Consider the following 26,682-nt stretch of genomic DNA (forward strand, 5'->3'; position numbering starts at 1 on the left):
AGCCTCCTAAGTTCTCTTTGTGATAACCTTATCAACTATGCCGTATTCTACCGCCTCTTGGGCAGACATAAAGTAGTCCCTTTCCACATCTTTCTCTATCTTTTCTAAGGGCTGTCCTGTGTGGAAAGCAAGTATCTCATTTAGCATGTTCTTTATCCTCTTTATTTCCTCCGCATGGATTATTATGTCCGTCGCCTGACCGGTTATTCCACCTAAGGGTTGATGGATCATTATCCTTGCATGGGGAAGGGCATACCTTTTACCCTTTGTCCCCGCTGCCAAAAGCACCGCGCCCATAGATGCAGCCTGTCCTATGCATATGGTTACCACATCGGGCTTTATGTATTGCATAGTATCGTATATAGCCATACCTGCGGTGACAGAACCTCCTGGACTGTTTATGTACATGTATATGTCCTTTTCGGGGTCCTGCGCTTCCAAGAAAAGAAGCTGGGCAACTATAAGGTTAGCTACGTGATCATCTATTGGATATCCAAGTAGAACGATTCTATCCTGCAAAAGCCTTGAGTATATGTCGTAAGCCCTTTCTCCCCTCGGCGTTTGTTCTATAACTATAGGCACAAGTTGGTCAAGTATTCTCATTTTCCTTTTCCTCCTTAGTTTCAACTTCTACGAAAACTACTTTATTTATTATGTCTTTTAGAGCTTTGGTTCTTAAGATGTCCTTTACTATGGCGCCTTCTAAACCGCTGGATTGTATTTCCGCCTTTACTTTATCTACCTCCACACCGCGTAAGGAAGCCAGCTTAGCGTATTCGCTTTCCAATTCCTCTGGAGAAACTTCCAAGTTCTTTACCTGAGCGTATTTATCCAAAATATAACTAAGTTTTATGTTTGCAACTGCTTGAGGCAACAGTTCTTTTGCTATTCCTTGCACGTCTAAGTATTTTGTGTCTATACCCAAAGAGGCAAGTTCTTTTAGCCTGGCATCTACCAAAAAGCCCAGCTCCCTTCTAAGAAGGGTTTGAGGAACTTCAAACTCATGAAGCTCTAACAACTTTTTTACAACAGCACCTTCCCGCACACGCTCTTTGTAATCTTCAAGGCGACTCTTTATAAGATCCCTTATCTTTTCCTCCGCTTCTTTCCAAGTTTCTCCAAAGCCAAGTTCTTTTGCAAAGTCGTCGTTAGCTTCCGGAAGCACTTTCTCCTTTACTGCTTTTATCTGTATCTTAACCTTTGCCTTACCTACCACCTTTCCCTCCGCATCAAACAGATCCACGCTATCTATGGTTATCTCATCTCCCTCCTTTTTGTTCAACAGCTCTCTTTCTATTTCTTCCCTCAAAAACTTCTGACCCACTATAACCGTGGTTTCCCCTTCCGAAGTTTCTCCGCTTTCTAAATCCTGGACATTGTATTGGATGACTACCATGTCTCCCTCTTTGATTTCCCTTTCTACTGGCTCCCACAGGGCATGCTGATCTCTAAGCCTATTTATCTCTTCCTGAACCATCTCCTCTTTAAATTCAATCTTTGGCACTTCAACCTGTAAGTTCTCAATCTCTTCCAGCTTAAGTTCAAAGGAAGGTGGAACTTCAAAAACAACTCTGTAAGCTAACTTATTTTCCTTCTCATCAAGCTCCACTTCTTCCAAGTATATGTCAGCCACCGGTTTAAGATTGCTTTCTTCTATTGCTTTTTGTAATGTTGCGTCTGCTACCTTTTTTCCCACCTCTTCCCTTATGTAGTCCCTATACCTTGCCTTTATAAGCCATAGGGGAGCCTTTCCTCTCCTAAAACCTTCCAATTCTACATTTTGAATAAGTTGGTTATAAACTTCCTCTAAACTTTCCTTTACTATTTGTCCTTCGACCTCTACTTTAAGGCTCTTAAAAAGTCCTTCCCTTTCCTCTAAGCTAACCTTCATGAAAACCTCCTTTTAGTAATGCGGGTGGAGGGACTCGAACCCTCACGGGCTAAGCCCACAGGATCCTAAGTCCTGCGCGTCTGCCAATTCCGCCACACCCGCTTTAAGGTGTAAAATTATATCATGTTCGGGTTTTTTGTTACCCTTCTGCTTGTAAGTCTTTCTTGGGCTTCCGTAGTGGCAAGAATAGGTTCTGAAACAATAGAAAGGGACGAGGTCTATTCACTTTTCCAATCCTACTGGAGGGAGATCCTTCACCTTCCAATAGCAAGAGCTACAAAGTTTGACGTTCAGAACTTTTTGGTGGAGCTTGTAAGGGCAAAAATCATACAACAGGAAGCCAAAAAGATGGGCATTACTGCAGGTAAAAGAGAATTAGAAGAGTATATAGAAAGAAACATAGGCTCTAAGAACTTAAGCAGGGTGGTGCGCGAATTTATAAAAACAGAGCTGTTGATAGACAAGATCCTTGATAGATTGGTGGGTGGTGTGCAAGTAAATGAAAATCAGATAATAGCTTACTATTATTTAAACCTTAGGGACTTTAAGATGCCTGCTCAGGTTGGGCTTGAACGCTTTGTCGCGGATAGTCTTGATAGCGCCAACGAAGCCTATTATCGGCTTTCAAAAGGCATTGAGTTTTTGGAAGACATTAAGGGATTGAGAAAGGGTGAGACTATGTGGTATTCCATACAAGCTTTGCCAGAAGCGCTTCGCAAACAACTCAGTCCCTATCATATCGGAACCATTTCCAAGCCCATTCAAACCGAAGCGGGTTATGTAATATTCAGAGTTGTTGGACGGAGAAACGAGGGCATTATACCTTTGGAGGAAGCCAAATCCATGGTTAGGGCTAAGCTTATAAGGGAAAAAAGGCAGGAGGTTTTAAAGGAATGGTTGGAGAACACATTAAAAAAGTATCGTGTGGAATTTTACTTTTCGCAACTTTAGTAACATTTTCCTTTGCGGGAAGACTCTTTGATAGGGTTGTTGCATCTGTCAATGGCGAAGCAATCTTGGAAAGCGATTTAAAGCTTGGAATGCTCTTTTACAACTCCGCAAACAAGCAGGAAGTCCTATCAAGACTTTTGGATGTGTGGCTGATAAACCAGTTTGTGCAGGGGAAAGGACTCAGCGTTCAAGAAGAGATCTTGGACCAAAACATACTCAGACTAGCCCAGTTTAACAATATGAGTTTGGAAGAACTCCAAAAAGAGCTGGAAACTGAAGGTCTTACTCTTAAAGACTTAAAGGAGTTCCTAAGACGTGAAATGATCTTTAGTCAGGGTATATATGCGATTTTAATAAGGGAGGTTGATGTTTCTTCTGTAGAGCTTGCTTTGGAAAAATACAAAGCTGGAGAGGTGGTTGTGAAAAGGGTTGTGGATGTAATCACTGTAGAAAAGGAGGATGGGCAGAAGGTGCTAAGCATACTGGAAAAGACAAGGGACTTTGAGGAGATAGCCAAACTTCTTGGGCTTAACCCTGAAAGGTTGTCTGTTGAAAGGGGGATGTTGGTGGATAGCCTTGACAAAGAGGTGTGGAATGCAAAGGTGGGAGATCTGGTCTTTGCAGAAGACAAAGATCACATATACATCGCAAGGGTTTCTGAGATCAGAGAAGAATACAAAGGCAAGTCTATTGAAGAGTTAAGGGAAGAGATCCTGCTAAAAAAGCTGGAGGAGAGAAAGAAGGAGCTAATAGAAAACCTTAGGAAAAGGAGCTTTATAAAGGTGGTGCAATGAACTGGGAGCTGATCGCCACAGGCTTTTACCTTGGAAGGTTCAAATATGGACCTGGGACGGTGGGAACCCTTTTAGGTGTGCCTTTGGCATACCTTTTTGGCTTTAAGTGGTGGCTTGTCTTGCTCTTGGGTATTCCCCTTTACCTTTTGGCTGTAAAAAGTGCAGAGTATATGTTAGAGCTAACCAGAGAAAAAGACCCAGAAAGCGTGGTGATAGACGAGATAGTGGGCTATTTCTTTTCCTTTCTCTGGATTGAGCCCACTTTAAAAATGATCGTTCTTGCCTTTTTGGTCTTTAGAGTTTTGGATATCTTAAAGCCCTTTCCCATAAGTCTTTTTGAAAGATTGCCCAAGGGACACGGAGTGGTGGCGGACGATGTCATTGCAGGATTACTGACTGGTTTTATACTTTACTTAATACTTTAAGGAGGTGCAAATAATGTGGAGGGTTTTATATACAGGCCAAAGGCCACAGCACGAGAACATAGCCCTTGACCAGATTATGCTTGAGCTAAGGTCTGAGGGAAAAATCCCAAATACCATAAGGTTTTTGCAGTTTAAGCCCGAGTGCGTCCTAATAGGTTATCATCAGTCCGTAGAACAAGAAGTTAGACTTGAATACACCCAAAGGGAAGGCATAGAGGTGGGTAGAAGGATAACGGGGGGCGGTGCCATATACTTTGACGAAACCCAAATAGGATGGGAGGTAATAGCGGACAGAAGAGACTTTGGAAACCTAAGCTTTGAGGAGATCACCGCAAAGATATGCACCGCAGTAGCAAAGGGACTCCAAAAGCTTGGCATACCAGCCCAATTTAGACCAAGGAACGACATAGAGGTGGAGGGTAGAAAAATATCGGGCACCGGTGGAGTTTTTGAAGGCAATGCCTTTCTTTATCAAGGAACTATTTTGATGGACTTTAACGTGGAGCGTATGCTAAAGTCTTTGCAGATTCCCGTGGAAAAGCTAACCTCAAAGGGTATAAAGTCTGCAGAGGACAGAGTGGAGTGGGTAAAAAGATACTTGGGAAAGCTTCCGGAAAAGGAGGAGGTCTTTTCTGCCATACTGGAAGGTCTTTCAGAAGAACTGGGTATTGAGTTTGAGTGGGGAGAACTAACAGAAGAGGAAAAGAAGCTTTTAGAACAAAGAAAAGAATACTACAAAAGCCCAGAGTGGGTTTATGAGGTTAAGAAGTCTTCTTCTGACCCAGAGTTTCTTTTTGGTATATACCGCTGTCTTGGTGGAACTTTTAGGGTCTCTGCAAAGGTAGATCCAGAGCGCAAGGTCCTGGAGCAGATCATCATAAACGGAGACTTCTTTGTAAATCCAAAAAGACTAATATATGACCTTGAAGCATACTTAAAGCACACCCACCTTTCGGACGTAGAAAGAAGGATCAGGGAGTTTTTCAAAAACAAGGAGTGGGAAGGTTTGAACCTTACCGTGGACGATATAGTTGAGGCGGTCTTGTTTCCACTAAGGAAGATAGAGGGGGTTGAACTTGGTATAGGAAAAAAAAACTTTAATCAAATAATAGGCAGTATAGGAGGGGGGCTAATAGAAAACATAAAGAACGCAAAGGTTATGCTCTTGCCTTATTGTGCCAAGCCCCGTTGGTGTGACTACAGACACTTAGACGATTGTGGAGAGTGTGGGGGATGCACTGTTGGAGATGCCTACAGGCTTGCCTACCAAAAGGGCATGATCCCAATAACCATCACCTCCTTTGAGCTTCTGAGAGATACCCTCAAGTGGTGTGCAGAAAACGGATACACCTACATAGGCCACTGCTGTTATGAGTTTTACGAAAAACGATACGAGATCTTCCAAAAGGCAAGCAAAGAGGGTGCAAAGGGAGTGCTATTTGATATTGTAGGGACAACCTGCTACAGCTTGGGAGTAGAAGAAGAGGAAAAGGCATACCACGGAGAATTTACCGTAGAGCTGGACCTAATAAAGGACACCTTAGAAAAGTCCTTGGCTATAAAAGAAGATCTGCCACAAGTTCAAAGGAAAGAAAGTCCAAAATTTGATTTTTCTCCCTACTTTTCTGAGTTTATCCCACCATACTACAAAAAGCCAAAGGCGGTGCCATCTCCACAGGAAGACAGAACAAGAACCGCCGTCCAAAAGGAAGTATTCTTAGGAGAAGCGACCATAGAAGGTAAAGCGGTCAGTTACGAACAAGCCCTTGAAGAGTTAGCCCAGTGGATAGAAAGGTCCCAAAATCCCACCCTTGTTGTAGGGCCCTTGCTCTTTTGGGACTGGCAAGAAGAGGAGCTAAGAAAGAAAGCCCAAGCGATAAAAAAGCTGATCCAAAAGGTTAAAAAATTTCAGGTGAAGGTTCTTCCAGACTACAGGCCCAAACTAAAAAAGTATGACCCTTCTTTGGAAATGGACCCACCGAATCCCCACGAGACGATCCTTCACGACAAAAACGACCTTACCGTGCTTGTGGGAGTGCATTGTTATAGAACGGACTTTGTAATAAGACTTCTCAAAAAGCACACAAAGACCAAAGTAGTAACACTTTGCGGTCTTTACGGACATCCAGAAGCACACCTTTCCACAAGCTTTACAGACGAAAGCAAACTCGCTAAGCTATTAGAACTCCTATGAATGACCTGGAACTTTTAAACAAACTGCCCTTTGAGGTCTTGCTCATAGAGTTCCTTTCCGCATGGACAAATGTTCCATGCACACTCACCCTTGAAGGTAAGCCCTAGAATATATGCTCAGAAGGGCAGATCAGGCACTTTACGAGGCAAAACGTCTGGGTAAAAACAGAGTGGAAATAGCTTGAAAAGTGTAAAGCTCACACTATCTTAATTTTTTTAGGAGGAAAGTAATGCAGTGGATGAAAAACTTATTCACCTGGATTTTAATAATTGGTTTTATGATCCTCGCTTTTAACGTGTTTAGTTCGTCAAACAGAGAGTCTGCAGTTAAAACTCCGATAAATACCATACTTGAACTGGCAGAGGAGGGCAAGCTCAAAGAGGTCAAGATAAAAGACAATACTTTGGTAGGTATAACTACAGAGGGTCAGAAGGTTGAAACGGGCTTGCCACCTGGGACAGACATAGTTGGCAAATTGATAGATAAAGGCGTTAGGGTAGAGGTGGCGGTCCAAGAGCATGGTGGTTGGTGGCTCACCTTTTTGATCTCTTGGCTACCCATACTGCTCTTCATAGGTATATGGATTTACATGATGAGGCAGGTAAGCGGTGGAGGTGGAGGTGGAGCAAGGGGAGCTTTCAGCTTTGGGAAAAGTAGGGCAAAGGTCTATATTGACGAAAAGCCAAAGGTAACGCTAAACGATGTAGCTGGAATGGACGAGGTAAAGGAGGAGGTAAAGGAAATCATAGAATATTTGAAGGATCCTGTTAGGTTTCAAAGGCTTGGGGGAAGACCACCTAAGGGTGTGCTTCTTTATGGAGAGCCGGGCGTTGGAAAAACCCTTTTGGCAAAGGCAATAGCAGGGGAGGCTCATGTGCCTTTTATATCTGTTTCTGGTTCAGACTTTGTGGAGATGTTCGTAGGTGTGGGTGCGGCAAGGGTAAGGGACCTGTTTGAAACTGCCAAAAAGCACGCACCTTGCATCATATTCATAGACGAGATAGACGCAGTGGGAAGGTCAAGGGGTGCATTCAACATAGGTGGGGGGCACGACGAAAGAGAACAAACTCTAAACCAGCTTTTGGTAGAGATGGACGGCTTTGACACTTCAGAAGGTATAATCGTCATAGCTGCCACAAACAGACCGGACATCTTAGACCCAGCCCTCTTAAGACCCGGAAGGTTTGACAGACAGATCTTCATTCCAAAGCCCGACGTAAAGGGAAGGTATGAGATACTAAAGGTGCATGCAAGAAACAAAAAGCTTGCTCCCAACGTAGACCTTGAGATCGTAGCAAGGGCTACGCCTGGGTTTAACGGTGCAGACCTTGAAAATGTCTTAAACGAAGCTGCGCTCCTTGCTGCAAGAAAAGGAAAGGACGCTATAGAGATGGAGGACATAGAGGAGGCAATAGACAGGATCACGATGGGTTTGGAAAGAAAAGGTATGGTTATATCTCCAAAGGAAAAAGAAAAAATAGCCTATCACGAAGCAGGACATGCCATAATGAGCTTGATGGTGCCAGGTTCGGACGCCCTACACAAGGTTTCTATTATCCCAAGGGGAATGGCCCTTGGAGTTACCCAACAACTGCCCATAGACGACAAACACATGTATGACAAACAGGACCTTATGGGAAGGCTTGTGGTTCTATTTGGGGGAAGAGCAGCAGAAGAAGTGTTTTACGGTAAAGAAGGCATAACCACAGGTGCGGAAAATGACCTGCAGAGGGCAACAGAATTAGCTTATAGGATGGTTTCCATGTGGGGTATGAGCGAAAACGTAGGTCCGGTGGCGGTAAGAAGGGTAGTCAATCCCTTCTTGGGAGGCATGACCACATCCATAGACATAAGCGAAGCGCTAAAAAGGGAAATAGACGAAGAGGTAAAGTGCATACTTACAGAGGCATACAACATGGCAAAGAGTATAATAGAAACTTACAAAGAACCTATTAGGGCTGTGGTTAAAAGATTGCTTGAAAAGGAAACCATATCCTGCGAAGAGTTTATAGAGGTCCTAAGGCTTTACGGCGTTGAGGTAAAGAACGAGTGCAAGAAAGAGGAGTTTAAGAAAGAAGAAAGTAAGCAAGAAGAAAAAATTACAGTGTAAGAAGGAGGTGTGCTATGGGTATGACAATTACAGAGAAGATCATTGCGGATCATGCGGGTAAAAAAGAAGTGAAGGCTGGGGAGCTTGTAAATGTAAAGATTGACTTAGCTATGGCAAACGATGTAACAGCTCCCTTGGCTATAAAGATTTTAGAAAAGTACGGGATAGATAAGGTTTTTGACCCTGAAAAGATCGCTTTGGTTCTATCCCACTTTGTGCCCGCAAAGGACATAAAGTCTGCAGAACAGGCAAAGATCGTCAGAGATTTTGCCAAAAAGCACGGTATAAAGTGGTTTTTCCAAGAAGGGGAGGGTATAGAGCATACCATTTTGCCCGAAGAAGGTTTGGTAGTTCCCGGAGACTTGGTGGTGGGGGCAGACTCTCACACTTGCACCTACGGTGCCCTTGGAGCCTTTTCCACCGGTATGGGTTCTACGGACATCGCTTATGCTATGGCAACGGGGGAAACTTGGCTTAGGGTTCCGCAGTCCATGAAGTTTATCTTTTATGGAAAGCCAGCGCCTTGGGTTATGGGAAAGGACCTGATCCTTTACACCATAGGACAAATTGGAGTGGACGGAGCCCTCTACAAAGCTATGGAGTTTGAAGGAGAAGCTATAAAGAGTCTTTCTATGGACCAGCGCTTTACCATTACCAACATGGCGGTAGAGGCTGGAGCAAAGAACGGCATAATAGCACCAGACGAAAAGACCATAGAGTATGTATCCCAAAGAGCCAAAAAGCCATGGAAGGTCTATGAAAGCGATAAAGATGCAGAATACGCAGAAATTTACGAGTGGGACGCTGGCAAGTTAGAACCTTTGGTAGCTTGGCCCTATCTTCCCTCCAACGTCCATCCTGTTAGCGAATCCACTCATATATCCATAGACCAAGCCTTTATAGGCTCTTGCACCAACGGAAGAATAGAGGACCTACGCATTGCCGCAAAGATCCTAAAAGGTAGAAAGGTCCATCCCTACGTCAGATGCATAGTGATCCCTGCTTCCAAGAAGGTTTATATGCAAGCATTGAGGGAAGGTCTTATTGACGTTTTCTTAGAAGCAGGATGTGTAGTCTCTGTTTCTACGTGCGGTCCATGCCTTGGGGGTCATATGGGGATATTGGCAGAAGGGGAAAGATGCATATCTACTTCCAACAGGAACTTTCCCGGAAGGATGGGACATCCAAAGAGCGAAGCATACCTTGCTAACCCTGCAGTGGTGGCAGCAAGTGCAGTAATGGGAAGGATAGCCCATCCAGAAGAGCTGGTGAGCCTAAAAGAGCTGGAAGAGGCTCTGGCATGATGCCCTACGAGGAAGCACTGGATATAGTCTTATCCTTCTGTAGAAGCTTGCCTTCCGAAAAGGTTTTTATAGTGGATGCACTAAACAGAGTTCTTGCAGAAGACGTGGTTTCCCAAGAAGATAGACCTTCCTTTGACAACTCCGCAATGGATGGGTATGCAGTTAGATGGGAGGATATAAAGGAAGCAACGGAAAAGTCTCCCATATCCTTAAAGGTGATAGGAGAGATGCCCGCGGGAGGAGAAGGGTCTTTTAAGGTGGAAAGAGGCACAGCAGTGAAAATATTTACTGGCGCACCAATTCCGGAGGGAGCAGATACGGTGATACCCGTGGAATATACAGAGACGAAAAACGGAATGGTCTTTATAAAAACCTCCTTGAAAGAGGGGGCAAACATAAGGCGAAGGGGGGAAGAACTAAAGGCTGGTGATGTGGTGTTGGAAAAGGGAACCATAATCAGGCACTACGAGGTAGGGATCTTGGCTTCTTTGAACAAGATAAACGTAGAAGTTTCAAGAAAGCCAAGGGTAGCCATTCTCTCCACCGGAGACGAGATAAAGGACATAGGAGAACCCATAACTAAGCCATCCCAGATAAGAACATCCAACAACTACACTCTTTTGGCTGGAGTGCTCTCCGCTGGAGGTATTGCTTACCATCTTGGTATCGTGGAGGATGATCCAGAAAAGCTTAAAAACGTGCTTTCCCAGATAGGGGAATATGATGTCTTTATAACCACCGGCGGAGTGTCTATGGGTGAAAAGGATTACGTAAAAACCTTAGTCAGTGAGCTGGGAGTAGATGTAAAGTTTCACAAAGTTAGGATAAAACCAGCCAAGCCTATTCTCTTTGGCACATACAATGGTGGAAAAGGTCTTTTCTTTGGCATACCCGGAAATCCAGTTTCTTGCGCTATTGCCTTTGACCTTTTGGTTAAACCAGCCCTTCTGAAGATGCAAGGGGCAAAAGAATATCTTCCCAAAACTTTCAAGGCAAAGATAAAGAGAGATTTTTACAGAAGAGATGCAGAAAGAAGAGAGTTCGTTAGGGCGGTTTATTGGTGGGAAGGCGATAGCCTTGTCTGTGATTTTTCCCAAAAGCTTCAATCCCATATGCTAACTTCTTACGTTGGTGCCAACTGCTACCTTGTGGTAAAAGAAGGAGTTAAAGAAATAAAAGAGGGGGAAGAGGTGGAGCTTATATTATTCTAACTCTTCCGCCCCTTTGTCTATGTATTCGTATTTTTCAGACATCTCCATAGCCTTCTCAAAGAGAGCCTTTTCTTCTTCTGCAATGGTGATAATTCTCTTCTTGGTTACTTCTGCAACTTCTTCGCCCAAAGACTCTCTTCTCATCTTTCCTTCCAAGACCGCATCAGCTATCTTTGAAGTTAAAAGCTTTATAGATTTAATAGCATCGTCGTTGCCGGGAATTGGATAGTCTATTAGGTCTGGATCGCAGTTAGAGTCTGCAATGGCTACCACAGTTATGCCCAACTTCTTTGCTTCTAAGACCGCTATATGTTCCCTTACGGTATCCACTACCCAGAGGATATCTGGTAGCCTTTCCATGTTTAGTATGCCCCCGTAGAGTTTGCGAAGCCTTTCCATTTTCTTTCTGAGAGCTCTAACCTCTTTTTTGGGCAAAACATCAAAGACTCCTTCCGCTTCCATTCTCTCTAAGGTCTTAAGTTTTAGAATGCTTTTTCTGACAGTTCTAAAGTTTGTAAGCAATCCTCCTACCCACCTTTCGTTTACATAATGAGCCCCACACCTTTCTGCCTCTTCTTTTATGATGTCCTTTGCCTGCTTTTTTGTGCCCACAAAAAGCACCTCTGCACCCTGAGCTACGCTGTCCGCCACAAAGTGATAGGCTTGCCTAAGATAGACCAAAGTTTTGTTTAGGTCTATTATGTGTATGCCTTGCCTGACTCCATATAAAAAGGGAGCCATTTTTGGGTTCCATCTACCCTTGCTGTGTCCAAAATGGACACCTGCTTCCAAAAGCTCATTCATAGTAGCTACACTCATGCTCTACCTCCTTGGGTTTTGCCACCCTTTTCCATCACCCTTTCGGGCAACCCAAGCGGAAAAGGTGCGGTTTAAAAAACATTATACCACATAATTTACTGACTCCAAAATCGCCTCTCCTTTTTGAGGATCTTCTCCTTATATTCATCTATCCGCTCTTTCCTAACTTGAGGATCACTGTAGAACCAAAGCCCAAATAGAAAAGAAGCTAAGATTAATAACATCAGGGCTATAGCTAACTTCCATTTCATAGATTATCAAACAGAACCGGGGGAGCACCCCCCGAAGGTTTAATAGTTGCCCTTGTGCTTTTTGAGCCATTCATAGTTGTAAGGATCCCAGTCCGCTGGCATGTGAGGTATTTTGTCAAAGTTGTGAGGAGGGGGTGGAGAGGGAATGAGCCATTCCAGAGAGGGAGATTCCCAAGGATTGTCGGGTGCCTTCTTTCCGAACTTTGCAGATAGGATCAGGTTAAGAATTGCTATAGCTATACCAATTGCAAGAATAAAAGCACCAAAGGTTTGCCAATGGTGAAGCACTATCCAACTTTCTATGGCTGGGTAGTCCGCATACCTCCTTGGCATACCCTCAAGACCTACTATAAACTGAAGGAAATAAAAGATGTTAGAACCTATCATGATCAACACGAGCCCCACTTTGCCCCAAAATTCACTATACATCTTGCCAGTTAGCTTGGGGAACCAATAGTGGAATCCACCAAAAACCGCAAGGGTTAGAGCCATACCTAAAACGTAGTGGAAGTGAGCTACCACAAAGTGAGAGTCATGGATACCTATGTCAAAAGCTGGCAGACCCAAAGGTATTCCGGTAAGACCACCTATCAAGAACATGAATATGGCAGAAAGTGTATAAAGCATGGGTGTGGTAAACCTTATAGAACCTTTGTATAGTGTGCCTATCCAGTTGAAGATCTTAATACCAGTGGGCACGCCTATAAGCACTGTGGTGTAGGAGAACAAGATCCTTATCCAATCTGGCACACCGCTGGTGAACATGTGATGGATCCATACCATAAATCCAAGTATGGCTATACCCCATATAGCAAAGATCATAGAAGTCCTTCCAAATATTTCCCTCCTTGAGAAGGTAGCTATCATCTCCGAGATTAAACCGAAGGCTGGCAAAATCATAACATACACAACTGGGTGGGAGTAGAACCAAAATAGATTCTGATAAAGAACTGGGTCTCCTCCTCTTGCTGGGTCAAAAAAGGCGGTGTGGAAATACTTGTCCAAAAGTAGCATGGTCACTGCACCCGCAAGGGCTGGTACACCAAGGATCTGTATCACGTTCATAGCCAAGAAGGAGTGAAGGAATAGGTTCATCTTTTTAAGGCTTATACCCGGAGCCCTCATGCTGAGGTTTGTAACTACCAAGTTTATGGCAGAGGCCAAAGAAGATGCTCCAAGAAGGTGTATGATTAAGGCGTAAAAGGCTACGGGACCTGCGTTGTCGTTAAGAGAAAAGGGTGGATAACCAGTCCACATCATCCTTATTTGGCTTCCGGGCAGAAGGGTAAGAAGCGCCATAACGCTTGCAGAAAAGAATAGCCAATAGCTAAGAGCATTTAATCTTGGAAAAGCTACATCTCTTGCACCTATCATGAGCGGAAGCAAGAAGTTACCAAAGGATCCCCATATACCCACAGCCCACCAAAACTGCATCAAAACTCCGTGCAAAGTTAAAAGTTGGTTGTAGTGATCCTCATCCACGTACTGCAGACCAGGTTGGAAAAGCTCAAGCCTTATGCCCAAGGCGGATATGCCCGCAATCAAGAAAAATATAAGGCTGGTTATACCGTACATTACTCCTATCTTTTTGTGGTCTGTGGTGAAGATCCACTCTTTTACACTGGCTCCAAACCACGGTTTGTGTACGCCTACTACCGCCATGGCTACACCTCCTTTATTTATTTAATGATACTTGTTTGTTATCTATAGCTTCACCATACCACTTTTCAAACTCTTCCTTTGGAACAACTTTTAGCACAGCAGCCATTTTGGAGTGCTTGGTTCCGCAGTATTCCCTACAAAAGACCCAATACTCTCCAGGTTGGTTGATCTTAAACCACATGTGAGTTATCCTTCCGGGAACTGCATCCTCAGTTACCTTGGCAGGATGGACGTAGAAGGAATGAATTACATCCTGAGAGGTAAGAAGAACCTTTATAGGGACTCCTGCAGGTATGTAAGCTTTTGCCATATCCGGTATTTTGTCAAAAGGAAGGTAAGACTTTGTTTCTGGATCTTCAAACATGTTAAAGAAAGCATAAACCTGCTTTCCATTAGGGTATTCAAAGGACCAACCCCACATAAAACCCGTTACCTTTATTTCAAAAGCTCCTTCTGGGGCAGTCCTTTGAGTCTTATAAAAGGCAAAGCTTTGCGTCGCAAGGTATATAACTATTATCACAGGGATTATGGTCCAAAGGACTTCAAGCATAGGGTTTTCATGAACGTGCTGTGCTTCTTCGTTTGAACCTTTTTTATATCTGTACTTAACTAAAAAGTAAGCCCCTGGTATGAACACCACCAGGTATATTACCACAGATATGGCGAGCCATATGTAGTACATCTTGTCCCACAATTGGGCTGGCTCTGCAAGAGGTTCGGCAAAGCTTAGACTAAATCCACCAAGCAAACCTAACATGGCGCGCCTCATCTTAAAACCTCCTTTTTTGGTTTATAAAATAAACCTATAGCAAGCGTTGCAAGCACTGCACCTATTCCTAAACTTGCAAAGATAAACATGGGATCTATTACATACTTGCTCCTTGTACTATCGTATCTGTAGCACGCAAGTAAAGCCAAGTCAATTATATTATTAAGCTTAGGCTGTTCTTTTTGAGCTTCTATGAATGCAAGTTTGAGGTCTTTTTCTGTAGGAAAAGCTCCATAAAGGTATCTGGTTATTTTGCCAGAAGGCGAAATAAAGATTATTGCAGAAGTGTGTATAAAGATTTTGTCCCTGGGTATGTAATAAAACTTGTAGCCTGTAGCTTCTGTGAGCTTTTTTATATCTTCCTTTGAAAGAAGACCTACCAACCAATTTTTAGGGACATGATTACCGAAGTTTTTCTCTACAAATAACTTAAGAGTCTCCAGACTATCCCTTTCGTCAAAGGATAAGACCACAAATCTGTAATCTTTGTATTCTGAGCGAACTAATTTTTTCACGTTCTGAACAGTGAGAGGACAAGCGGTTTCGCAAGTATAGTAAGCAAAGATCAGGGCTGCGGGTTTTTGGTTTATAAACTCTTTCAGACTTACGTCTCCCGTTAGAGTTTTAACCTTTGCGTCAGGTATCGTTTTACCCAAGTATAGCTCCTCTTTAATTTTCACGACTGACAAATCCTGCTCGCCGTAATTGGATATCCTGTAAGCCATAGCTAAAAGAGGAAGAAGCACAAGAAAGATAAGCTTCATACCAAGCTACCCACCAGATAGGCACTGCTTGCTACCAAAAGCCACATAAGGTCTACAAAGTGCCAGTAAAGAACAGTGGCTCTAATGTAAGTGTGTCCCTTATGATGAGATATTTGGTTTGTTAGTATTAGAGCTATGGCAACCAATTGCATGAATATACCCACGAATATATGTGATGTGTGTATGCCTGTAAGAGCATAAAAGCCTGTACCATACATGTTTGAGCTTATGGTAAAGCCACCGTGCCAAAGGTGAATCCACTCATATATGTGCAAAATTGCGAAAATCAAACCTAAGGCTATAGTTATTAGGAAGAAAAGCGTAGATAAAAATCTTTTTCCAGAAGCTATAGCTTTCTCTGCTATTATTGCAGTGCCGCTGGAAGTCCAAAGGATAAGGGTTAGTATGACCGGCATTATTAGGTTCATTTCCTTGGGAACCCACTCAGGCCATTTGTCCGCATGGGCTACCCTTGCCATGTAGAAAGCTGCAAACATAGTGCCGAATATAACTATTTCAGAAACTATGAAGAAAATCATAGCGGGGAAGCCTAAACCTTCTTCATGTCCCTTTTTATAAAACTCATAGGCCCAGCCAGCCAAAGACAGGACGAATAGCACCAATGATATCCCTCCCAAAATTAGGGCAAGCATGGGCTTTTGCCACACAAAGTAAGACACAAAGGTTACAGGGAGCAGAAGAATTGCTAGTCCCATAGGTAAGGGCCAAAAGCTATACTCATGCTCTCCAAGGTGGTGGTGCACCTCGTGCTGTGCCATTTTACTCCTCCTTTCAAACCTCTTAGCTTAGTGTAAAAACTTTCAACAGTTAGTTTAGTATAAAAGACTTTCACATGATGCTAATATGATTTAAATCATGAAAATTACTATTTTAAACTTCCACGCAGAAACACTGCGAAAAATCCTCGAAAACCAAGCAGTCAGGGCTTCCAGCTGTTCCTTGATTTTCTACTCAAACTGTTATATTTATTTACATGTTAAACACAGCATTTCGCTTAACAAAACCCAAATGGGTAGGTTTGGATAAGTATGATTAAGGAAAAAGGTGAGGAGAAGGTCACTCCTTTTAAAGGTTTGGGAGACGTCCCAAGTGAAGAAATTATCGCAAAGGCTAAAAGGGTTATAGAGGAGGAGATAAAAGGGCTTGTAAATCTTTCGGAAAATCTAGACCAATCCTTTGTGAAAGCGGTAGAGCTTATACTCAACTGCGAAGGTAAAGTTATAACCACGGGCATAGGTAAATCTGGACACATAGCGCAAAAGATCGCTTCTACACTTTCGTCCACCGGCACACCTGCCCACTATTTACATCCATCGGAGGCGCTTCACGGAGACCTTGGAGTTGTGGAAGGCAGGGATGTGGTAGTTGCCATATCCAACAGTGGAGAGTCTGAAGAGGTGATAGCCCTTCTTCCTTACATAAAACTCATAGGTGCTAAGCTGATAGCTATCACAAACAATAAAAACTCCACCTTAGCCAAACATTCAGATGTCCATCTGCTTTTGGGAGTAGAAAGAGAAGCCTGTCCTCTAAATCTGGCTCCCACCACCTCCGCCACTGCTTCTTTGGTGCTTGGACATGCGTTAGCTATGGTTCTTTTGGAACTTAGAGGTTTTACGGAAAAAGACTTTGCTTGCAGACATCCTGCAGGGGCTCTCGGAAGAAAGCTAAAACTTGTCAGAGAGCTGTGTCACACCGGAGAGGAAGTGCCTATAGTAAAATACACCGATCCCATGGGGAAGGTCATAGTTGAGATTACGAGCAAAGGGTTTGGGGCTGTCGCAGTAGTGGATGAGGAGGGAAAGCTGTGCGGTATCATCACCGACGGAGATTTAAGGAGATTTATAAACAGAGGAGGTGACCTAAATAACAGTCTTGCCAAGGATGTAATGACCAAAGATCCAAAAACCGCCAAGATGGATGAACTTGCAGCAGAAGCCCTAAGAAGAATGGAAGATTACAAGATTACCGTTTTGATTATCACAGACGAAAACAGAAAGCCCATAGGTATCATTCATATGCACGATATTCTTAGGGCTGGCGTGATATACTAACTTTTTATGTTAGACCTTTTGGTAGAGGATGCATTCGTAGTTCAAAGGGGCAAAAGGCTAAACATAGGTGTAAAGGACGGCAAGATAGCATACGTTGGTGAGGAAAACAGAGAAGCTAAAAACGTGATAAAAGCCAACGGAAAACTGCTTTTACCATCCTTTGCTAACATGCACACCCACTTACCCATGACACTGTTAAGGGGGCTTGGTGCGGATCTACCACTTATGGATTGGCTTCAGAAGGTTATCTGGAAGTTAGAAGCTGAGTTCGTTTCTCCGGAGTTTGTTAGGGATGGCACTCTAATAGCTTTGGCAGAGGGAATAAGGAGCGGAACTACCTTGTTTATGGATATGTATTTCTTTGAAGAGGTGGTGGGGGAAGTGGCAAAGCAGGTTGGAGTTAGGGTAGGATTGGGCTTTGGTATATTGGACTTTCCTACGAAGGTAGCCAAAACACCGGAAGAGTACATAAAAAGGGCAAAGGATTTTGTGAAGGTTTTTAAAAATGAAGACCTTGTCTTTCCCGTGCTTTGCCCTCACGCACCCTACACCTGCGGACCTTCTACCTTTGAGAAGGTTCAAGAGCTGGCCCTGTCTGAAAACCTTTACATCCACACCCACCTTTCCGAAACAAAGGAGGAAGTAGAGAACATAAAGGATCGGTATGGCAAAACTCCTGTAATGCATTTGGAAAGCTTAGGCTTGTTAAGCGAAAGGCTTTTGTGCGCTCACGTGGTATGGACAACAGAGGAAGAAAGGGAAGTTCTAAAAGAAAGGGGTGTTAAAGTCCTGCACTGTCCGGAGAGCAACCTAAAGCTTGGCTCTGGCATTGCTCCCGTGTGGGATTACATAAAAAGAGGAATTCACGTTTGCCTTGGCACAGACGGACCCGCTTCTAATGATAACTTGAACATGCACGAAGAGATGGCTCTTATGGCAAAACTGCAAAAGGGGTATAGCTTGAATGCAAAAGCAATCGATGCGCTTAAGGCTTTTCAAATAGCTACTGAGATGGGTTTTTCTGCGGTTGGCATAAAGGCTGGGAAGATAGAGCCGGGATACGATGCGGATTTTATCCTTGTTAGCACAGACGCGCCCCACTGGAAACCTCTTTATGATCCTATCTCTCAGTGGGTTTATAGCGCAAGCGCAGAGGACATAGACACTGTGGTTTGCAAGGGAAAGGTTCTGATGGAAAAGAGGGAACTCAAAACCATAGACGTGCAAGAGGTAGAGTTTTTGGCTAATAGATGGAGAGAAAGAATTTTAAGGTTTCTTACGGGGCGTGGCGCAGGTGGTAGCGCGTCGGCTTCGGGAGCCGAAGGTCAGGGGTTCGAGTCCCCTCGCCCCGATGTTGAATAGACTTTTTCCAAAGATAGAAATATCCACTCAAAAAGCGATTGTTTGGTTCCACTGCGCAAGCATAGGTGAGTTCAACACCGCCAAACCCATACTTGTGGAGCTTAAAAAACACTTTTTTGTAGTTTTGACCTATTTTTCCCCAAGAGCTAAAGCTTTTTTGCAACAACAAAGAGAGTTTTATGACGCATTGCATCCTTTACCCATAGACATTCCCTTTTCCGTAGACAGATTTTTAAATCAGATCAAGCCCCTTGCCCTAATAATTATGGAAAGGGAACTTTGGTATTACCTGATAAAGAGGGTAAAAGCTAAAAAGATTTTACTGAATGCTTATGCAAAAGGGGGTGTGTTGGAAAGAGCCCTTTCCAAAGAGTTTGACCTGATAGTTTGCAGAACCGAAGAGGATAAAAGAAAGTTTGAGTCTTTTGGTGCCAAGGCTGTAGTTTGCGGGAACCTAAAGTTTGTTTTAGAGAGGGAAAGAAAAAAGGTGGAGATTAACCTACCTGAGGGTAAGACCATAATTGCTGGGAGTATTCATCCCTCTGAGTTGAAATTTATAAAAACCTTCTATAAGGAACTGTCTGAAAGATTCAAAGGTTTAAACTTGGTTGTGGTCCCCCGGCATATTTCAAAGGTAGATGTCTTTATGAAAGAGCTGGCGGACTTTAAGCCCTGTCTGAAAAGTTCAAAAGGGGAAAACTGTAGAGTAATAGTGTCAGACACATTGGGCGAACTTTTTCATCTTTACCGCTATGGCGACTTATCTTTAGTTGGAGGAACCTTTGCAAAAGGCATAGGAGGACACAACATTTTGGAACCTATCTACCACAGAAAATTTGTAATCTTTGGACCTTACACCCAAAAGATAAAGGACTTGGAGGACTTTGTGCTCTCTAAAGGACTTGGTTTTAAAGTCAAGAGCGTCTCAGAAGCGGTGGAAAAGGCTGAAAAAATAATCAACGAAGAGATCGTTTATCCCCTTCAGTTTGACTTAGCACAGTATGCCAATCAGATAAAAAACTGTTATTTGTTTTGGATAAGAAAATGTTTGGAGATAGGTGGATAGCTTACTCTGTAGTTCTTCTGTTCATAATGGGGGAAGTTGCCATAATCAGCTGTAATGTACTTGGTTTTGCAGAATTTAAGTATGAAACCCTCAGAAGGCCCCTTTTGCAAATGATAGCCTTTACCTTTGGTTTTATTTTGGCTGAGTTCATAAGCAGGTTGGACTACAGAAAGCTTTTTAATAAAAAGTTGGCCTATTCTCTCGTTTTTCTTTCCTTTCTTTCACTCACTGCAGTACTAATAAAAAAGATCATTACAGGTAAGCCTGTAGATAGGTGGTTGATAGGTAAAAGCGTACAGCCTTTAGAATTTTTGAAGATCTCCATAATAGTTTTCTTAGCATACTACATAGCAGTTAAAGGTTCTTTGAGAAGTTTTGCCTGGACTTTGTGGGTTTCTCTTTTGATATTTCCAAACGTTTTACTTCTTACTTTACAACCTGACAATGGAGGAGCGGTATTTGTGCTTCTCCTTTCCCTCAGCATAATGTATGTTGGAGGCATTCCCTATAAGCTTTACCTTCCGCTGTTAGCTTTGGCTTTTCTCTTTAGCCTTAGCCTTTTAAGGGTTGGTTATATTTCTGAGAGGATATTGGCTTGGATAGATCCTTTTGCAGAGGCTGAAGAAAAGGGCTATCAAATAATACAGTCCTTGTATGCCTTTGCAAAAGGAGGTCCCTTTGGCGTAGGCATAGGAAAGGGTATTCAAAAAATGGGTATTCTTCCAGAGGCTGATACGGACTACGTGATGTCTGTAATAGGGGAAGAACTTGGCTTTGTTGGTGTTATGTTAGTGGTAAGTTTGTACGCTATACTCGTGGGTAGGCTGTTTTATTACTCGGTGAAGATAGCAGAGCCCTTTGGAAAGCTTTTGACCTTTGGCATTGCCATGAACTTTTCTCTTGCCTTTCTTTGGAGTTTAGGCGTGGCTGTCAACCTTATCCCACCTAAGGGTTTAGCGCTACCTTTTGTTAGTTACGGTGTTTCTAACATGATAGCCTCAATGATTATGGTAGGTTTAGCTCAATCAGTCATTAAGGTTTGGCACAGAGAAAAAACCTTTTCTACGCTAACAGACCTAAGACACTCGTAAGTTTTGGTTTTACATCTTTTTGGATTAGGCGAACAGGGAGAACATTCAACATTTGGGACAAGGTATCCGCCTTTTAGTGGATAAAAGCCGTAGATGGGAGATGTAGAGGTGTATATGGTTAAGGCTGGCACGCCTAAGGCATTGGCAATATGGACCGCAGAGGAATCGCAGGATACGACAAGCTTAGCTTTGGACAGAATAGCCATAAACTCCCGCAAAGAAGTTTTGCCTACCAAGTTTATTGCACTGTCCTCAAAGATCTTAGCCCTTTCCTCATCCCTTTTTGTGCCCACTACAACAACCTTTTTGCCAATGGCCCTTGAAAGTTCTACCCAATGGTCTATGAGCCATTCCTTTAGGGGAAAGTTGGAAAAAGGCGAAAAGACTACGTAATCCTCCGGAAGAAAAAACTTTTCTTTAACCCTTTTGACTTCTAACTTATCTACAAACAGCTTTGGATAAAGTTCATCCTTCTTTGGAACTATTCCAAGGGGTTTTAAAAGCTGTGCGTTTCTTTCTACTTCGTGCATTCCCCACCTGTGGGGAATTCGGTGGGTGTATAACATAGAGAACTCCGACTTATCAAACCCTATCCTTAAGGGTATGCCAGAAAAATAAAGTATAAGGGCGGTGCGCATAGATCTGTGAATAGAAACTACCCCATCATAATGCCTTATTTGTTTGATTATCCTGAAAGATTCAAAAAGTCCTTTGTTGAAGGGAATGAGCTTTACACTGTAGCCCTTTAACAGTTCAGTTATAAAAGGTCTTCCTACAAAACCTATTTCTGAAAACTTTCCTTCAAGTATGCGAAGCAGGGAAGTGGCCAAAACCACATCCCCAAGGAAGGCAGTTTGCCAAATTAACAGCTTCATTTAACATTAGAAATGCTTGCAATCTTCCACCTCTTTTCATCCTTTATGGTTATAAACCAAAAGAGCTTTTCCACACCGTTTTTATCTATGACTTTAACCAACACCTCAACGTGTTTATCGTCTATCCTCTTAACATCTATTATCTTTACCTTCTTTACATTCTCTCCCATGGAACTAAGGGCGCAAGCCAAAAGTTCTGAAGGTTTCATCTCGGTGATATGTATGGGTAGTTTTACATCTTGTACCAAAGCATCCCTAAAGGGTGGGTAAAGCAGTTTAACAGCCTCTTTACCCTCTCCTTCCCTTATGGCGGACATAAACTCCTTTACAGTATCTTTGGAAGCTTCCTCTGGACTTGTGTTACAGGCTCTAAAGGCAAAAAAGCTTGCCAACACCACCGCAAGTATTATGACGATCCTCCTCATAGTGAAACCTCCGTAAGGTATTCGTGTATAGATTTTGCTGCCTTCTTGCCGTGGACTATAGCCCTTACTACAGTATCCCCTCCATTTACCACATCTCCCCCTGCAAAAAGACCTTTAATACTTGTTCTAAACTTTTCATCTACCTTAATCGTCCCCCAACGGGTCAGTTCTAAACCCTCTATGCCTTCGTAGGCTATGGGGTTTGCCTTTTGGCCTATGGCAAAGATCACAGAATCGCACTCAATGATGTGTTCTGAGTTGGGAACCGGTATAGGCTTTGGTCTCCCACTTTCGTCTGGTTCGCCAAGCTCCATCTTTATGCACTTAACACCTACCACCCTTCCTTTGCTGTCTCCTAATATTTCCACAGGTTGAGTGAGCCAATGTATGATGGCTCCTTCTTCGGCTATATGGTCCCATTCTTCATCCCTTGCAGAGGAGGTCTCCCTCGTTCTTCTGTATAGCACGTGAGTTTCCACTCCAAGCCTTAAGGCTGTTATGGCACAATCTACTGCGGTAAAACCTCCACCTATTATGGCAGTTCTCTTGCCAAGGTCTATTGGTGTGGAAGATTGGGGAAACTGGTTTGCCTTCAAAAGCCCTACCCTTGTGAGAACTTCTATGGCAGAATATACTCCCTTTAGCGTATCTCCTTTAATTCCAAGACTACCTCTTCCTGCACCTACGCCCAAAAAGACCGCATCGTAGTTTTCAAGAAGTTCCCTAAGGCTTATGGTCCTTCCCACAACCCAACCAAAGAAAAAGCGCACACCAAGTTTTTCCAACCTCTTTATTTCCCATTCTATAACGCTTCTGTCAAGTCTTGCGGTTGGTATGCCGTAGGCCATTACACCTCCAGCCTTTGGAAGAGCTTCAAACACATCTAAGCTGTGTCCGAGTTTTGCAAGTTCATAGGCACAGCTTAAGCCCGCAGGCCCCGCTCCTACAACTGCTACTCTTTTTCCCGTTGGCTCTTTCTTTTCTTCCAAATCTAAGCCGGAGATTCGGACAAAGTCCCCCACAAACTTCTCTAAGGTTCCTATAGCTACTGCTAAGCCCTTGTTCTTTCTATTCCTTACCACATCGTAGTGCAGTATGCAAGAACCTTCACACTGTTTTTCCTGAGGACAAACTCTTCCGCATATAGAAGGAAACGGATTAGACTCTATGATCTTTTTGTAAGCATTCACCAAGTTTCCTTGAGCTATTTCTTTTATAAACCCCGGTATGTCAATACCTGCGGGACAGGCCTTTATGCACCTTTGGTCCGCATCTTTGCAAAAAAGACACCTTTGCGCTTCGTCCAAGGCAAGGGATACAGAATATCCCAAAGCATATTCTCTAAAAGTGCTTACTCTTTGCTTTGGTGGCAATAAAGCTTCTTGATTTCTGTCCTCGTAGCGTATTCTTGTAGGCATTATTATAATTTTATCACGCTATGCGAATAGGCATAATTGGCTTTGGAAATATGGGTAGTGCCTTGGGGGAAGGGTTAAGCAGAGTTTGGGAAGTTATAGCCTTTGATGTGGATCATTCTAAGTCAGAAAAGGCATTAAAGCTTGGTATTGGCTGGGCAAACAGCTTGGACTTTTTGGTAGAAAATTCCCAATTTATTCTCCTGGCGGTAAAACCAAAGGACGCAAAGGAAGTCTTAGAAAGTCTAAAAGGTAAGCTAAAGGGCAATAAGGTGCTGATAAGCATTGTAGCTGGACTTTCTCTCAAAAGGATTGAAGAAATTTTGGGAGAGGAGAAGATAATAAGGTGTATGCCAAACCTTGCGGTGGCGGTTGGGAAGGGTGCGATAGCTTACGTTTGTAATGAGTTGGTTAGCGATCAAGAGGAAAAACAATTTTGTGAAGGCTTTTCTCAGTGTGGAAACTTGTATAAGATAGATGAAGGTTTAATGGATGCCTTCACGTCCCTCGCAGGTTCTGGTCCTGCCTTTGTGATGAAGTTTATATCCGCACTTTGCCTTGCGGGTGTTAGGGAAGGTTTTAACTACAATCAGGCAAAGGACATGGTTTTGGATACCATAGAGGGCACCATTTATATGCTTAAAACTTTTGGAGGACATCCAGAAGAATGGATAAGCAAAGTAGCCTCTCCTTCGGGAACCACCATAGAAGGTTTGAAGGTTTTGGAAGAGAGTGGATTTTCTGGTATATTGATGGAATGCATACGAAAAAGCACCCAACGCTCAAAGGAGCTTGGACAGTCATAAAATACCAAAACGCCTTGGCAGGACTTAAACTCTATGAACCAGAAGACAGAGTTTTTACACTTAGGCAAATACATTCAGATAGGATAGTTTATTTAGAGGAAGAGTGGCATTTAGAAGGAGACGCTATAATTACGACCAGAAAAAACTTTCCCATAGGTGTAAGAACCGCAGACTGCGTGCCTATGGCCTTCTTAGGTAAAGAAGCTGTGGGAGTGGTACATGCAGGCTGGAGGGGTATAAAGGCTAACATAGTGGAGAAGTTTTTGGAGAGGTTTCTGAAAATAGAAGAGGATCCGTTGGTTTTTGTAGGTCCCTCAGCAAAAGCATGCTGTTATGAAGTGGGTCAGGAGTTTAGGCATGGCTTTATTTTCCTTCACCACAAAAATGGCAGGCTCTTTTTGGACACTCAGCTGGAAGTTTTGCATAGAATAAAAAGCTTTGGAGTAAAAAGAATAATCACCTATAATCAATGTACCATATGCAGTGAAAAGTTTCCTTCCTATAGAAGGGACAAAACATCCCAAAGGATGTTAGTTTTTGCCTTGCTTGAGGCATGAGAATAGGTGAATTTATGCTGTGGTTTGATGAGGTATCTTCAACGCAGGACATTTTGAAAGGGGGAAGATTTCCTTATGGAACGGTTGTGGTAGCAAACAGGCAAAGCAAGGGTAGGGGTAGGTTTGGAAGGGTTTGGCATTCTCAGGAGGGCGGGCTTTACCTTAGCTTTTTGTTAAATGCTAAGGAGTTTAATGAGATCCCTCCTTTTCCTTTGGTTGTTGGTTATTCCGTATTACTGATGCTTGAAAAGGAGGGCTTTAGTCCAATGCTTAAGTGGGTAAATGATGTTTATATAAAGGGGAAGAAGGTGTGTGGTGTGCTGGTAGAAAGGTCTAAGGATAAGCTTGTTGTTGGAGTGGGGATAAACCTAAACCAAAAGGAGCTTCCAGCCCATCTAAACGCAACTTCCCTTTACATGCTAAGTGCCAAAACCTTTGACAAAAGGGTTTTTATGTTAAACCTTCTAAACATCTTCAACCAGATTTTGGACGAATACGTAAGGTCTGGCTTCAAAAGTTTTAAAGATCGCATAAAGAAAAAGCTGTTGTTTCTTGGGCAAGAGGTGGTAGTTCAATCTGATACAGCCATAGCGGGTATATTTGAGGACATAGATTGGGATGGGGGCTTACTGCTTAGGACCTCTGACGGCATAGTTAAATTTACAGCCGGAGAGGTAAGTTTAAGAAGCTTATAGATACCTTAAGATCGTCAGATCCTTTTGGTCTGCCACGATACGCATAAGAGCTTCGTATGCTATTCTGTATCTTGTGTATTCCATTATGCTTTCTGGTATATCTGCATCCTCAAGATCGGATTTTTGCTTTTTAAGGACCAAATCAAGGTTTTCCTGAGTGGATTGTAAGTTTTTTACAACATTCAGAACAGACCCTACCTCTGATCTTCTCATTGCAACAATATCGTAGCTTCTGTTTATAGAAAAAAGATCAAACTCATCGGGATATATGCCATTTTCAAGCTTATCCCTGACACGTTTTATCGCCTGTAAGATGTTAGGATTATCAAAACCTGTGGAAAAGTTGCCGGTTATACTAATAAACTCCATGTCTGCGCTTAAGTCTTTTGTTGATAAAGCCAAAGAGTATGTCCCATCTGGGTTTGTTGATACAAAAGCTAAAACTTTATCCCCTAAGGTGGAGTTTATGTAGTTTGCTAACTGCTCAATATTCTGAGGCTCTCCAGCTCCTCCATAGTTTATGGTATAGGTGTTTGTTCCAATCTGTATGGTTATGCTTCCAGCAGAAGAGAAGCTATCCGTAGGTGAGTTAAAGGTTGCTCGTGATACATAAAGGTTAGTTTTAAACACTCTTCCTCCTTCAAGGAATACAGAGACCTTTGAGTTTTCAGAGATCCACACTTCAAAATCCTCAGGGCCTGCCTCATAACTCAATGTATTTTCATTGAATGGTTTAACAGTTAGAGAATTTCCACCAAAGATGTAGTTTTGACCTAATCTTTCATTAACTCTGTCCAGGAGCTGTCTTATAGATTGATTAAAGCCCTCAGCCATTGCGATGAGTTGTTCTGAAGAGACGGTGGCACTGTTTTTTGTTCTTAGCAAGTCTGCATATAGCTTTTTTATCGTATCTTCAATCTTGCCTAAGGTAAAGTCTACGTAGGTGAGGTTTGTGTCTGCAAAGAGCCTGTTTTGGGAGTGCTGAGACAGTTGAGCTATTTCCTTCTTTAATTCAATAACGTTGTAAGTAATACTTGGTTCCTCTGAAATAGCTCTTACCCTTCTTCCGGTAGCAATATCTAAGGTTTTTTCTGACAGTGCTTTCTTTATTCTTGCGTCTTGATCTTGAAAGATTGAAAATAGCAAGTTATCCGGCAACTTCATAGCCCA

24 protein-coding genes, 2 tRNA genes and 1 pseudogene are annotated in these 26,682 nt (G+C 42.9%); 15 read left to right on the forward strand and 12 right to left on the reverse strand.

Annotated elements, in window-relative coordinates; genetic code table 11:
* Nucleotides 1-6: 6 nt before the first annotated feature.
* From clpP to K217_RS0101100, 3 genes are all read right to left on the reverse strand, one after another.
* Nucleotides 7-603 carry an ATP-dependent Clp endopeptidase proteolytic subunit ClpP gene (clpP, locus tag K217_RS0101090; protein ID WP_029551296.1) on the reverse strand — a complete coding sequence of 199 codons (597 nt, stop codon included), beginning with the start codon at nt 601-603 and terminating at the stop codon, nt 7-9.
* Complete coding sequence (gene tig, locus K217_RS0101095) at nt 590-1,891, reverse strand: trigger factor (RefSeq protein WP_029551297.1); 1,302 nt, start codon at nt 1,889-1,891, stop codon at nt 590-592. The genes clpP and tig overlap by 14 nt, the downstream gene beginning before the upstream one ends.
* Nucleotides 1,892-1,910: 19 nt before the next feature.
* Nucleotides 1,911-1,993: transfer RNA gene (locus tag K217_RS0101100), tRNA-Leu, on the reverse strand.
* A gap of 21 nt (nt 1,994-2,014) precedes the next feature.
* Here K217_RS0101100 and K217_RS0101105 point away from each other — a divergent pair.
* The 7 genes from K217_RS0101105 to K217_RS0101140 all read left to right on the forward strand — a co-directional run bounded on the left by K217_RS0101105 (nt 2,015) and on the right by K217_RS0101140 (nt 10,880).
* Nucleotides 2,015-2,842: a peptidyl-prolyl cis-trans isomerase gene (locus K217_RS0101105; protein ID WP_029551298.1), complete on the forward strand. Its 828-nt coding sequence runs from the start codon at nt 2,015-2,017 to the stop codon at nt 2,840-2,842.
* Entirely contained in the window at nt 2,785-3,636 is an 852-nt protein-coding gene (locus K217_RS0101110) for a peptidylprolyl isomerase (RefSeq protein ID WP_029551299.1), read from the forward strand. The genes K217_RS0101105 and K217_RS0101110 overlap by 58 nt, the downstream gene beginning before the upstream one ends.
* Nucleotides 3,633-4,061, forward strand: coding sequence for a phosphatidylglycerophosphatase A family protein (locus K217_RS0101115; RefSeq protein WP_029551300.1), 429 nt, complete (start codon nt 3,633-3,635; stop codon nt 4,059-4,061). Before K217_RS0101110 ends, K217_RS0101115 begins: the two co-directional genes overlap by 4 nt.
* Nucleotides 4,062-4,074: 13 nt before the next feature.
* Complete coding sequence (locus K217_RS0101120) at nt 4,075-6,255, forward strand: lipoyl protein ligase domain-containing protein (RefSeq protein WP_029551301.1); 2,181 nt, start codon at nt 4,075-4,077, stop codon at nt 6,253-6,255.
* A gap of 229 nt (nt 6,256-6,484) precedes the next feature.
* Entirely contained in the window at nt 6,485-8,365 is a 1,881-nt protein-coding gene (ftsH, locus tag K217_RS0101130) for an ATP-dependent zinc metalloprotease FtsH (protein WP_029551302.1), read from the forward strand.
* A gap of 14 nt (nt 8,366-8,379) precedes the next feature.
* Nucleotides 8,380-9,669, forward strand: a complete 1,290-nt coding sequence (leuC, locus tag K217_RS0101135; protein WP_029551303.1) for a 3-isopropylmalate dehydratase large subunit — start codon at nt 8,380-8,382, stop codon at nt 9,667-9,669.
* Nucleotides 9,666-10,880, forward strand: a complete 1,215-nt coding sequence (locus K217_RS0101140) for a molybdopterin molybdotransferase MoeA (protein ID WP_029551304.1) — start codon at nt 9,666-9,668, stop codon at nt 10,878-10,880. The genes leuC and K217_RS0101140 overlap by 4 nt, the downstream gene beginning before the upstream one ends.
* Here K217_RS0101140 and rpsB read toward each other — a convergent pair.
* The 5 genes from rpsB to K217_RS0101170 form a co-directional block, all read right to left on the reverse strand.
* Nucleotides 10,872-11,699 carry a 30S ribosomal protein S2 gene (rpsB, locus tag K217_RS0101145; protein ID WP_029551305.1) on the reverse strand — a complete coding sequence of 276 codons (828 nt, stop codon included), beginning with the start codon at nt 11,697-11,699 and terminating at the stop codon, nt 10,872-10,874. The genes K217_RS0101140 and rpsB overlap by 9 nt on opposite strands.
* A 290-nt stretch (nt 11,700-11,989) precedes the next feature.
* Nucleotides 11,990-13,612, reverse strand: coding sequence for a cytochrome c oxidase subunit I (locus K217_RS0101155; RefSeq protein WP_029551306.1), 1,623 nt, complete (start codon nt 13,610-13,612; stop codon nt 11,990-11,992).
* A 13-nt stretch (nt 13,613-13,625) separates the two neighbouring features.
* Nucleotides 13,626-14,381, reverse strand: coding sequence for a cytochrome c oxidase subunit II (coxB, locus tag K217_RS0101160; RefSeq protein WP_029551307.1), 756 nt, complete (start codon nt 14,379-14,381; stop codon nt 13,626-13,628).
* Nucleotides 14,378-15,145, reverse strand: a complete 768-nt coding sequence (locus K217_RS0101165; RefSeq protein ID WP_029551308.1) for an SCO family protein — start codon at nt 15,143-15,145, stop codon at nt 14,378-14,380. The genes coxB and K217_RS0101165 overlap by 4 nt, the downstream gene beginning before the upstream one ends.
* The gene (locus K217_RS0101170; RefSeq protein ID WP_029551309.1) at nt 15,142-15,924 is read right to left on the reverse strand and encodes a cytochrome c oxidase subunit 3; all 783 of its coding nucleotides are present in this window, start codon (nt 15,922-15,924) and stop codon (nt 15,142-15,144) included. Before K217_RS0101170 ends, K217_RS0101165 begins: the two co-directional genes overlap by 4 nt.
* A gap of 270 nt (nt 15,925-16,194) precedes the next feature.
* Here K217_RS0101170 and K217_RS0101175 point away from each other — a divergent pair, with 270 nt between their 5' ends.
* The 5 genes and pseudogenes from K217_RS0101175 (at nt 16,195) to K217_RS0101195 (ending at nt 20,739) form a co-directional block, all read left to right on the forward strand.
* Nucleotides 16,195-17,220, forward strand: a complete 1,026-nt coding sequence (locus K217_RS0101175; RefSeq protein WP_081820009.1) for a KpsF/GutQ family sugar-phosphate isomerase — start codon at nt 16,195-16,197, stop codon at nt 17,218-17,220.
* 186 nt (nt 17,221-17,406) lie between these two features.
* Nucleotides 17,407-18,348, forward strand: a pseudogene (locus tag K217_RS07550) (amidohydrolase); the annotation flags it as partial.
* Nucleotides 18,349-18,499: 151 nt separating this feature from the next.
* A tRNA-Pro gene (locus K217_RS0101185) sits at nt 18,500-18,572 on the forward strand.
* Entirely contained in the window at nt 18,572-19,648 is a 1,077-nt protein-coding gene (locus K217_RS0101190) for a 3-deoxy-D-manno-octulosonic acid transferase (protein WP_052178010.1), read from the forward strand. The genes K217_RS0101185 and K217_RS0101190 overlap by 1 nt, the downstream gene beginning before the upstream one ends.
* On the forward strand, nt 19,627-20,739 hold the full coding sequence (locus K217_RS0101195; protein WP_029551313.1) for an FtsW/RodA/SpoVE family cell cycle protein: 1,113 nt from the start codon (nt 19,627-19,629) through the stop codon (nt 20,737-20,739). The genes K217_RS0101190 and K217_RS0101195 overlap by 22 nt, the downstream gene beginning before the upstream one ends.
* Here the strand turns inward: K217_RS0101195 and K217_RS0101200 are convergent.
* The 3 genes from K217_RS0101200 to gltA are packed head-to-tail and all read right to left on the reverse strand — an operon-like array spanning nt 20,670 to nt 23,457.
* Entirely contained in the window at nt 20,670-21,614 is a 945-nt protein-coding gene (locus K217_RS0101200; protein ID WP_029551314.1) for a glycosyltransferase family 9 protein, read from the reverse strand. The genes K217_RS0101195 and K217_RS0101200 overlap by 70 nt on opposite strands.
* A complete protein-coding gene (locus tag K217_RS0101205) occupies nt 21,611-22,039 on the reverse strand; it encodes a DUF4878 domain-containing protein (RefSeq protein WP_029551315.1) in 429 nt (142 codons plus the stop codon). The genes K217_RS0101200 and K217_RS0101205 overlap by 4 nt, the downstream gene beginning before the upstream one ends.
* Entirely contained in the window at nt 22,036-23,457 is a 1,422-nt protein-coding gene (gltA, locus tag K217_RS0101210) for an NADPH-dependent glutamate synthase (protein WP_029551316.1), read from the reverse strand. The genes K217_RS0101205 and gltA overlap by 4 nt, the downstream gene beginning before the upstream one ends.
* Before the next feature lie 20 nt (nt 23,458-23,477).
* On the opposite strand from gltA, the gene proC reads away from it, so the two are divergent.
* From proC to K217_RS0101225, 3 genes are read left to right on the forward strand one after another with little or no spacing between them, the layout of a single operon-like run.
* Nucleotides 23,478-24,260 (forward strand): pyrroline-5-carboxylate reductase, encoded by a 783-nt coding sequence (proC, locus tag K217_RS0101215; RefSeq protein ID WP_029551317.1) that lies wholly within the window; start codon nt 23,478-23,480, stop codon nt 24,258-24,260.
* The gene (pgeF, locus tag K217_RS0101220) at nt 24,212-24,817 is read left to right on the forward strand and encodes a peptidoglycan editing factor PgeF (RefSeq protein ID WP_029551318.1); all 606 of its coding nucleotides are present in this window, start codon (nt 24,212-24,214) and stop codon (nt 24,815-24,817) included. The genes proC and pgeF overlap by 49 nt, the downstream gene beginning before the upstream one ends.
* Entirely contained in the window at nt 24,814-25,512 is a 699-nt protein-coding gene (locus K217_RS0101225; RefSeq protein ID WP_029551319.1) for a biotin--[acetyl-CoA-carboxylase] ligase, read from the forward strand. The genes pgeF and K217_RS0101225 overlap by 4 nt, the downstream gene beginning before the upstream one ends.
* Here the strand turns inward: K217_RS0101225 and flgL are convergent.
* Complete coding sequence (gene flgL / locus K217_RS0101230) at nt 25,507-26,676, reverse strand: flagellar hook-associated protein FlgL (protein WP_029551320.1); 1,170 nt, start codon at nt 26,674-26,676, stop codon at nt 25,507-25,509. The genes K217_RS0101225 and flgL overlap by 6 nt on opposite strands.
* Nucleotides 26,677-26,682 lie beyond the last annotated feature (6 nt).

It is taken from the genome of Thermocrinis jamiesonii (genome assembly GCF_000702425.1).
In the GTDB taxonomy this organism is placed as follows: domain Bacteria; phylum Aquificota; class Aquificia; order Aquificales; family Aquificaceae; genus Thermocrinis; species Thermocrinis jamiesonii.